Annotated in this window: 7 protein-coding genes; 4 read left to right on the forward strand and 3 right to left on the reverse strand. The window is 61.1% G+C overall.

Translation table 11 applies throughout. The features are described from left to right. Positions 1–136: 136 nt before the first annotated feature. The 3 genes from clpB to rluD all read right to left on the reverse strand — a co-directional run bounded on the left by clpB (position 137) and on the right by rluD (position 4,514). Positions 137–2,701 carry an ATP-dependent chaperone ClpB gene (gene clpB / locus F8N49_RS21480; protein ID WP_016773142.1) on the reverse strand — a complete coding sequence of 855 codons (2,565 nt, stop codon included), beginning with the start codon at positions 2,699–2,701 and terminating at the stop codon, positions 137–139. A gap of 131 nt (positions 2,702–2,832) precedes the next feature. Next, entirely contained in the window at positions 2,833–3,555 is a 723-nt protein-coding gene (gene pgeF / locus F8N49_RS21485) for a peptidoglycan editing factor PgeF (protein WP_151552468.1), read from the reverse strand. Then, positions 3,552–4,514 carry a 23S rRNA pseudouridine(1911/1915/1917) synthase RluD gene (rluD, locus tag F8N49_RS21490; RefSeq protein ID WP_042610487.1) on the reverse strand — a complete coding sequence of 321 codons (963 nt, stop codon included), beginning with the start codon at positions 4,512–4,514 and terminating at the stop codon, positions 3,552–3,554. The genes pgeF and rluD overlap by 4 nt, the downstream gene beginning before the upstream one ends. Positions 4,515–4,665: 151 nt before the next feature. Here rluD and F8N49_RS21495 point away from each other — a divergent pair, with 151 nt between their 5' ends. From F8N49_RS21495 to F8N49_RS21510, 4 genes are all read left to right on the forward strand, one after another. Beyond that, positions 4,666–5,682, forward strand: a complete 1,017-nt coding sequence (locus F8N49_RS21495) for an outer membrane protein assembly factor BamD (RefSeq protein ID WP_016773139.1) — start codon at positions 4,666–4,668, stop codon at positions 5,680–5,682. A gap of 126 nt (positions 5,683–5,808) precedes the next feature. Further along, complete coding sequence (locus F8N49_RS21500) at positions 5,809–6,042, forward strand: PP0621 family protein (RefSeq protein ID WP_016773138.1); 234 nt, start codon at positions 5,809–5,811, stop codon at positions 6,040–6,042. After that, positions 6,032–7,621: a PAS domain-containing sensor histidine kinase gene (locus tag F8N49_RS21505; RefSeq protein WP_151552470.1), complete on the forward strand. Its 1,590-nt coding sequence runs from the start codon at positions 6,032–6,034 to the stop codon at positions 7,619–7,621. The genes F8N49_RS21500 and F8N49_RS21505 overlap by 11 nt, the downstream gene beginning before the upstream one ends. Further along, a complete protein-coding gene (locus F8N49_RS21510; protein WP_122747329.1) occupies positions 7,618–8,964 on the forward strand; it encodes a sigma-54 dependent transcriptional regulator in 1,347 nt (448 codons plus the stop codon). The genes F8N49_RS21505 and F8N49_RS21510 overlap by 4 nt, the downstream gene beginning before the upstream one ends. The last annotated feature ends 52 nt before the right edge of the window (positions 8,965–9,016 follow it).

Raw genomic sequence — 9,016 nt, forward strand, 5'->3', positions numbered from 1 at the left:
CCAACCCGGTGGTTTGAAACGCTGCCGGTGACTGACTGCGGGGCGCACTTTACAAGCCTTTTCCTTGGAGTTCAACAGCCTGGCGAAAAAAAGGCCTCGCAATGCGAGGCCTTCCCGGTTTCATTGCCGCTGAGGCTTAGCCGAAAACGATTTCGTCGTTCTCGACCTTGCCGGTGGCGGTGTCGCCAGGCATGAAATGACCCGACAGGATCAACTGCGCCAGCGGGTTTTCGATCCAGCGCTGGATCGCCCGTTTCAAAGGACGTGCGCCATACACCGGGTCGTAACCGACGGCGATCAGCTTGTCCATCGCTTCCGGGCTCAGCTCCAGCTTCAGCTCGCGCTCAGCCAGACGGCTGCGCAGGCGACCCAACTGGATCTCGGTAATCCCGGCGATCTGATCCCGCGCCAACGGCTCGAAGATCACCACCTCGTCGACCCGGTTGATGAACTCCGGACGGAAGTGCGACGTCAGCGCGTCCATCACAGCAGCGCGCTGCGCCTCGCGATCACCGACCAGCTCCTGGATCTGCATCGACCCGAGGTTGGAGGTCATCACGATCACCGTGTTGCGGAAGTCCACCGTACGCCCGTGACTGTCGGTCAGCCGGCCATCCTCAAGCACTTGCAGAAGGATGTTGAACACATCCGGGTGCGCCTTCTCGACTTCGTCCATGAGGATCACCGAGTACGGCTTGCGACGCACCGCTTCGGTCAGATAACCGCCCTCTTCATAGCCGACGTAGCCCGGTGGCGCACCGATCAGACGAGCCACGGAATGTTTCTCCATGAACTCGGACATGTCGATCCGCACCATCGCCTCTTCGGTATCGAAGAGGAACTCGGCCAAGGCCTTGCACAGCTCGGTTTTACCAACACCGGTAGGGCCGAGGAACATGAACGAGCCGCTCGGACGATTCGGGTCGGACAGCCCGGCGCGGGAACGCCGCACGGCGTTGGCCACAGCCACGACCGCTTCTTCCTGACCGATGACCCGTTTGTGCAACAGGCTCTCCATCTTCATCAGCTTGTCGCGCTCGCCTTCGAGCATCTTCGACACCGGGATGCCGGTCCACTTCGACACGACTTCGGCAATCTCTTCTTCAGTCACCTTGCTGCGCAGCAACTGGTTTTCGCTCTTGCCGTGCTGGTCGACCATTTGCAGGCTGCGCTCCAGGTCGGGGATCACCCCGTACTGCAACTCCGCCATGCGATTCAGGTCGCCTTTGCGGCGTGCGGCTTCCAGTTCCTGGCGCGACTGTTCGATCTTCTGCTGGATCTGCGCAGAACCCTGCACCTCGGCTTTTTCCGAGTTCCAGATTTCTTCCAGATCCGAGTACTCACGTTCGTGACGCTCGATTTCTTCCTGGAGTTTTTCCAGGCGTTTCTTCGCTGCGTCGTCGCTTTCTTTCTTCAGCGCCTGGGATTCCACTTTCAACTGAATCAGGCGCCGCTCCAGACGATCGAGTACTTCCGGTTTGGAGTCGATCTCCATACGGATACGGCTGGCGGCCTCATCGATCAAGTCGATGGCCTTGTCCGGCAACTGCCGATCCGTGATGTAGCGATGGCTGAGTTTCGCCGCGGCAATGATCGCGCCGTCGGTGATCGCCACCTTGTGGTGGACCTCGTAACGCTCCTTGAGGCCACGCAGAATGGCGATGGTGTCTTCTTCGCTCGGCTCGTCCACCAGGACTTTCTGGAAACGCCGCTCGAGCGCCGCGTCCTTCTCTATATATTGGCGATACTCGTTGAGCGTGGTCGCGCCGACGCAGTGCAACTCGCCGCGAGCCAGCGCAGGCTTGAGCATGTTGCCAGCGTCCATCGAGCCTTCGCCTTTACCAGCGCCGACCATGGTGTGCAGTTCGTCGATGAACAGAATGATCTGCCCTTCCTGCTTCGACAGCTCGTTGAGCAAGCCTTTCAGGCGCTCTTCGAACTCGCCGCGATACTTGGCGCCGGCGATCAGCGCGCCCATGTCCAGCGACAGCAGGCGCTTGCCTTTAAGGCCGTCCGGCACTTCGCCGTTGATGATGCGCTGCGCCAGCCCTTCGGCGATCGCGGTTTTACCCACGCCAGGTTCACCGATCAGCACCGGGTTGTTCTTGGTGCGGCGTTGCAGAACCTGAATGGTGCGGCGGATCTCGTCGTCACGGCCGATCACCGGATCAAGCTTGCCGTCTTCGGCGCGCTTGGTCAGGTCGACGGTGTACTTGTCCAAGGCCTGACGCGATTCTTCGTGGTTGGCGTCATTTACCGCTTCGCCACCACGCAGGTTGTTGATCGCGTTTTCCAGGGCTTTTTTGCTCACGCCTTGGCCGAGCAGCAACTTGCCGAGCTTGCTGTTCTCGTCCATCGCGGCGAGCAGCACCAGTTCGCTGGAGATGAACTGGTCGCCCTTCTGCTGAGCCAGACGGTCGGCCTGATTGAGCAGGCGCGCCAGATCCTGCGACATGTTGACGTCGCCGGTCGGATTCTGGATTTTCGGTAATTGGTCGAGCTCTTTGGTCAGCTCTTTACGCAAGCTGTTGACGTCGAAGCCTACCTGCATCAGCAGCGGCTTGATCGAACCGCCCTGCTGTTCAAGCATGGCCTGCATCAAGTGCGCCGGCTCGATGGCCGGATGATCGTGGCCAACCGCCAACGACTGGGCGTCGGACAGGGCCAACTGTAATTTACTGGTTAAACGGTCAATACGCATGGGTCACCTTCCTTTTGAGCAGGCCGGACCTAAGAAACCATCCTGAATAAAGAAACCTGCCAGATACCGCTATAGATGCGGTCGATTCTGCAAGATTCAAGCGTCGGAGGGTTGATGCAGATCAGGCAAGTCTAGCGGGTGATCCAAACGAGAGAGGCGAAGCGCCCAGTGCGCGACGCACGGCGATAGGAGAAGAAGCGCGGATCGGTCACGGTGCATAAACCGCCACCATAAACTGCTGTGACACCACGCTCAGCCAGACGCAGGCGCGCCAGTTGATAGATGTCGGCCATGAACTTGCCGGGATTGTGGCTCGGCATGAAGGCTGTCGCCGCTTCCGGCAATTGATTGATGAAGACTTCGCGAACTTCCGGACCGACCTCGAAAGCCTTTGGGCCAATCGCCGGGCCGAGCCAGACCAGAATCTCTTCAGGCGCAACATTGAGGCTATCGAGGGTCGCTTCAAGCACCCCCGCCGCCAAACCACGCCAACCGGCATGGGCCGCCGCTACGCGAGTGCCCGCACGATCGCAGAACAACGCCGGCAGGCAGTCCGCCGTCATCGCTGCGCAGGCAATGCCCGGCGTTGCGGTCCAGCTGGCATCTGCAGTCGCAACGATGCCCGGATCAGCATGGGCAACGGTGATCCCGTGCACTTGCTGCAACCAGGCAGGCTGTATAGAGAAGTGCTCGGTCAGACGCCGACGGTTCTCGGCGACGGCTTCAAGACGATCATCGACGTGATCGCCCAGATTCAGGCTGTCGAACGGCGCCTCGCTGACACCACCCTCGCGGGTGGTGACACAGGCCCTGACGCTGGCCGGCGCAGGCCAGTCCGGCGTCAGCCAGTTCATCCGACGAAGGCCTCGCGATCCTGCTTGAGCAGGGTCAGCAGCCAGACGAAATCTTCCGGCAGCGGCGATTCCCAGCTCATGCGCTCACCGCTCGTCGGGTGATCAAGTTCAAGGAAGCGCGCGTGCAGCGCCTGACGCGGGAAGTGCTTGAGCGATTCCACCATGGTCGGGTTGGCCGCAGGCGGAATGCGGAAGCGCCCGCCGTAGGCCGGATCGCCGACCAACGGGAAGTTGATGTGTGCCATGTGCACGCGGATCTGGTGGGTCCGACCGGTTTCCAGCTTCACCCGCACGTGAGTGTGGGAACGGAAACGCTCGAGCACGCGGTAGTGGCTGACGGCAGGCTTGCCGCCTTCCATCACTGCCATGCGCTGGCGTTGCTGGCCGTGACGACCGATCGGTGCGTTGATCTTGCCACCGGCGGTGACCACGCCAATGACGATGCACTCGTAGATACGGCTGACGCTGCGGCTCTGCAATTGTGCGACCAGTTTGGTCTGCGCCTGAATGGTCTTGGCCACCACCATCAGACCGGTGGTGTCCTTGTCCAGACGATGCACGATACCGGCGCGCGGGACATTGATGATGTCCGGCACATGGTGCAACAAAGCGTTGAGCAGGGTGCCATCGGCATGACCGGCAGCCGGGTGCACCACCAGGCCCGCAGGCTTGTTGATCACCAGGATGTCGTCGTCTTCATAGACGATGTCGAGCTCGATGTCCTGGGCGATCCACTCGCCCTGGGCTTCCTGCTCGGCAGTCAGCTCAAGGATGGCACCGCCATGCACAATATCGCGCGGGCGGATCACCGCCCCGTCCACAGTCAGGCGACCTTCTTTGATCCAGGCGGAAAGGCGCGAGCGTGAGTGCTCAGCGAAGAGTTGGGCGGCGACTTGATCGAGGCGTTGGCCGCCCAATTCGGACGGCACCTCTGCGCGAAGTTCAATTTTATCGGACATGCTCGGACTGGGCGTCGGCACAGCCTTTGGTTTCGGCTGCGCGCTTGTGGTTAAATACGGCGTCTTTTGCCCCGAGGCTTTTCAACGGGGCGCTCATCATAACAGGACGGCCCCGCCCAAGACAGCGGCCGTCATAGGGACGCAAGCCGCCATGCAAGTGAAACACCTGCTGCTGATCGCCATCCTCGCATTGACCGCTGCTTGCTCATCGAAGGAAGTCGTAGACGAAAACCTCAGCGAAGCCGAGCTGTATCAGCAGGCTCAGACTGATCTGGACAACAACAGCTACACCAGCGCCACAGCCAAACTGAAGGCTCTGGAGTCGCGTTATCCGTTCGGTCGCTACGCCGATCAGGCTCAGCTGGAGTTGATCTACGCCAACTACAAGAACGCCGAGCCGGAAGCTGCAAAGTCCGCCGCCGAGCGTTTCATTCGTTTGCATCCGCAGCATCCGAACGTGGATTACGCGTACTACCTCAAGGGTCTGACCTCGTTCGACCAGGACGTCGGCCTGCTGGCGCGCTTCCTGCCGCTGGACATGACCAAGCGTGACCCGGGCGCCGCCCGCGACTCGTACAACGAGTTCGCGCAGCTGACCAGCCGCTACCCGAACAGCCGCTACGCGCCGGACGCCAAGCAGCGCATGATCTATCTGCGCAACCTGCTGGCGGCCTACGAGATTCACGTCGCCGACTACTACCTGACCCGTCAGGCTTATGTAGCCGCTGCCAACCGTGGCAAGTACGTCGTGGAAAACTTCCAGGAAACCCCATCGGTCGGCGACGGCCTGGCGGTGATGACCGAGGCTTACCAGCGTCTGCATCTCGACGATCTGGCCGCCACCAGCCTGGAAACCCTCAAGCTCAACTACCCGGATCACCCGAGCCTGCAAGATGGCCAGTTCGTGCCACGCGTAGCCGAGGCCGACAACCGTTCATTCCTGAGCAAGGCGACTTTGGGCCTGATCGAATCGCGTCCACCGCTGCCGCCGGGCGAAACCCGCGCCAACCAGGATGTGCAGAAGCAGTTCCAGGACGCGAAAGATGCGATTCCGAACGAGCTCAAGCCTAAGGACGAAAACGGCGACGTGATCGAAGAGCCAGAGCCGGAATCCAGCGACACCGATCGCTCGTGGTTCAGCTACATGACCTTCGGCGTATTCGACTGATCACACCGGCGGTACGAAAAAGGGAGATCCGCGGATCTCCCTTTTTTATTGCCGCGCTTTAATAGGCTGTGCGCTGATCGGGTCCTTGGCTAAACTGCCGGATCATCAGTCGAAAAGCCGCTCATCATGCTTCGTTTATTGTTCTGGATTGCCCTGATCTTCGCCGCCATCTGGCTCTGGCGCAAATTCAAGGCCCCCGCCTCGTCCACCCGATCGCCGCGCGAACAGGACGCGCCGCCGATGGTGCGCTGCGCCCACTGCGGCGTGCACCTGCCGCGCGACCGCGCGCTGGGCAACCAGCAACTGTGGTATTGCAGCCAGGCTCATCTCGAGCAAGGCCCGGGCGCCAGTGGTCGCTGATGCCGCCAACGCCGACCAGAAACAGGCGCAGCGTCTGCTGCGCCTTTATCACCTGTACCGTTTAAGTGTCGGCATCACTCTGGTGCTGCTGATCTCCAGCAACATGGACAACCGCCTGCTGACGTCGGCCAACGACGACCTGCTGCGCGGCGGCAGCTGGCTGTACCTGATCATCAATATGCTGCTGGTGGTGTTCCTCGAAAACACCCGGCGCCCGGCGCAGTTGTTCACCCTGGCCCTCGTCGACGTGCTGCTGTTGTGCGGCCTGTTCTACGCGGCGGGCGGCGTGGCCAGTGCGCTGGGCAATCTGCTGGTGGTCTCGGTGGCAATCAGCAACACCCTGCTACGCCGACGCATCGGCCTGCTGATTGCCGCCATCGCGGCGATCGGCATTGTCGGCCTGAGCTTTTTGCTGGGTCTGAGCCGCCCCTTGAGCGCCAACGCCTACTTGCAAGCCGGCACCCTCGGCGCGCTGTGCTTCGCCGCCTCGCTGCTGGTGCAAGGGTTGATCCGCCGCCTCGAAGTCAGCGAGACCCTGGCCGAACAGCGCGCCAGCGAAGTGGTCAGCCTGGAGGCGCTGAACGCGTTGATCCTGCAACGCATGCGCACGGGGATTCTGGTGCTCGACGAGCAACGTCGGGTGCAACTGGCCAATCACAGCGCGCAGAGTCTGCTCGGCCACAGTCACCTGCAAGGTCATATGATCGACGAATATTCGCCAGCACTGGTCGAGCGTCTGCAACTGTGGCGCAACAACCCGACCTTGCGCCCGCAGAGCCTGAAAATCCCCGGCAATGGCCTTGAGCTGCAGCCCAGTTTCATCGCCCTTGAGCAGAGCCCGAACCAGCAGACGCTGGTGTTTCTCGAAGACCTGGCGCAAATCACCCAACAGGCGCAGCAACTCAAGCTCGCTGCGCTCGGGCGTTTGACCGCCGGCATCTCCCATGAAATTCGCAATCCACTGGGCGCGATCAGTCATGCCGCGCAGCTGTTGGCCGAGTCCGAGGAACTCGATAGCGCAGATCGGCGTCTGACGCAGATTATTCAAGACCACTCCCAGCGCATGAACCGAGTCATCGAAAACGTCCTGCAACTGTCCCGCCGCCAGCAAAGCGCGCCGCAACGGCTGGACCTCAAGCCGTGGCTGGAAGACTTCGTCGGCGAAATCCGCGAGCAGGCCAATGAGCGCCAGCACATTCATCTGCGGATCAATTCCGGCGATTTCACCACGCTGATGGATCCCAACCAATTGCGGCAGATTCTCGACAATCTGATACGCAACGCCTGGCGTCACAGTGCACAACTGCACGAGCAGGCCGACGTCTGGCTGGCACTGTTCGTCGACCCGGACAGCCAGTTGGCGGTGCTCGAAGTGCAGGACAACGGCCCCGGCGTGTCGGCCGAGGAGCAGGCGCATCTGTTTGAGCCGTTCTTCACTACCAGCAGCCAGGGCACCGGTCTTGGCCTTTATCTGTCCCGTGAGCTGTGCGAAAGCAACCAGGCACGCCTAGACTTCAAATCACGCCAAGGCGGCGGCTGCTTTTGCATCACTTTTGCTCACGGACGGAAACAAAGTTGAATACAAGCCCACGGCAAAAAATTCTAATCGTCGACGACGAACCGGATATCCGCGAGCTCCTGGAAATCACCCTGGGACGGATGAAACTCGAGACCTTCAGCGCACGTAATCTGGGCGAAGCTCAGGCGCTGTTGCAGCGCGAGCACTTTGACCTGTGCCTGACCGACATGCGCCTGCCCGACGGCACCGGGCTGGAGCTGGTGCAACACATTCAGCAACGCGATCCACACCTGCCGGTGGCGATGATCACGGCGTACGGAAGCCTGGAAACGGCTATCAATGCGCTGAAGGCCGGGGCGTTCGACTTTCTCACCAAACCGGTGGAACTGCCGCGCCTGCGCGAACTGGTCAGCTCGGCGCTGCGCCTGCCGACAGCGGGCGGCTTGAGCACGGCAATCGAGCGACGCTTGCTGGGCGACTCGCCGCCGATGGCCAATCTGCGCAGGCAGATCGACAAGCTCGCACGCAGTCAGGCGCCGGTGTACATCAGTGGTGAATCCGGCAGCGGCAAAGAACTGGTCGCGCGTCTGATCCACGAACAAGGTCCGCGCGCCAGCCAGCCGTTTGTGCCGGTGAACTGCGGGGCGATTCCGTCAGAGCTGATGGAAAGCGAATTTTTCGGCCACCGCAAAGGCAGTTTCACTGGAGCCGTCGAAGACAAGCCGGGACTGTTTCAAGCGGCCCATGGCGGCACTCTGTTTCTCGATGAAGTCGCCGACCTGCCGCTGTCGATGCAGGTGAAGCTGCTGCGGGCGATTCAGGAAAAAGCCGTGCGCAGCGTCGGCGGCCAGCAGGAAACGGTGGTGGATGTGCGCATCCTTTGTGCCACGCACAAAGACCTTGAAGCCGAAGTTTCGGCCGAACGCTTCCGCCAGGATCTGTATTACCGGCTCAACGTCATCGAACTGCGTGTGCCGTCCCTGCGCGAACGCCGTGACGACATCGAGGCGCTTGCCATGCACGTGCTCAAGCGCCTGGCCAAAGACACCGGACAACCCGAAGCGCGCCTGCACCCGCAAGCGCTGGAGGCGCTAAAGAACTATCGCTTCCCCGGCAATGTGCGCGAACTGGAGAACGTCCTCGAACGCGCGCACACCCTGTGTGAAAACCGCACGATCGAGGCGCAGGATCTGCGTTTGAGCGAAGGCAATTGCACGGCGGACGGGGCGATGGCCGATCTGACGCAGGTCGACAATCTTGAGGATTATCTGGAGAGCGTCGAGAGGAAGCTGATTTTGCAGGCGCTGGAGGAAACCCGCTGGAACCGCACGGCGGCGGCGCAGCGGTTGAGTCTGTCGTTCAGGTCGATGCGTTATCGGCTGAAGAAGTTGGGCTTGGATTAGATCGCAAAGATCGCAGCCTTCGGCAGCTCCTACAGGGAACGCATTCCATTGT

The organism is Pseudomonas sp. GXM4, assembly GCF_008923895.1.
Lineage (GTDB): Bacteria > Pseudomonadota > Gammaproteobacteria > Pseudomonadales > Pseudomonadaceae > Aquipseudomonas > Aquipseudomonas atacamensis.